Here is an 863-nt window from a genome sequence, read left to right as displayed (position 1 = left end):
CACCACAGTTGGTGTTACTACTGATAATCAGGGAAAATACCGATTGGTAACAAGTCAGCCATACAAACAAATAAAAATATCATTTTTAGGCTATAAAGACGCTTTTTTAGCTGTTGAACCCGGTAAGGAACAAGTAATAAACGTAAAGCTTTTTCCGGTTTCCAGGCAACTGAATGAGGTTGTTATAAAATCGGGCAAAAAACCTAAATATCGTAATAAAGATAATCCGGCTGTTGAGCTGATACGTCAGGTAATTGAAAACAAGCCCAAGAATCGTCCTGAGGCTTATGATTTTGTTGAATATCGTGAGTATGATAAAATGATGTTTGGGTTTATCAACGTATCGRCCCAATTTTCTGACAGGAAATTTTTCAGAAAATATAAGTTCGTGATAGATAATCGCGACAGCACAATTTTACCGGGTAAATCCATATTGCCTATTTATCTTGACGAAAAATTATCACAAAACTACTACCGCAAAAACCCCGAAAAAACACGGGAAGTAATATTAGGCCAGCGAGGTGTAAACTTTGGCCCTGCAGTTGATAATGAAGGTGTTAAGCAATATTTTAAACACCTGTATAACAAGGTGGATATTTATGACAATGATATATTTTTGATCACCAGTCAGTTTTTAAGTCCAATATCAAACAATTCACCTAACTATTATAAGTTTTTCATAACAGATACCATTACCGATAGTAAAAACCAAAAACTGGTTGAGTTAAGCTTTACCCCGCGTAATAGCAACGACGTACTTTTTGAAGGTATGATATATGTTACGCTTGATGGCAATTATGCTGTTCAAAAAGCGGTATTAAAAATCAATAAACACATCAATATCAACTTCATACGCTCTATGG

At 35.0% G+C, this 863-nt stretch carries 1 protein-coding gene; it reads left to right on the top strand.

Annotated elements, in window-relative coordinates; all coding sequences use genetic code 11:
- Positions 1-863, top strand: an 863-nt coding sequence (locus AC1DRQ_RS31880) for a DUF5686 family protein (RefSeq protein ID WP_477430218.1), incomplete at both ends; no start/stop codon positions are given.

The sequence above is a fragment of the Mucilaginibacter sp. P4_E8 genome (genome assembly GCF_056401495.1).
This window is presented reverse-complemented; position numbering and strand designations above follow the sequence as displayed.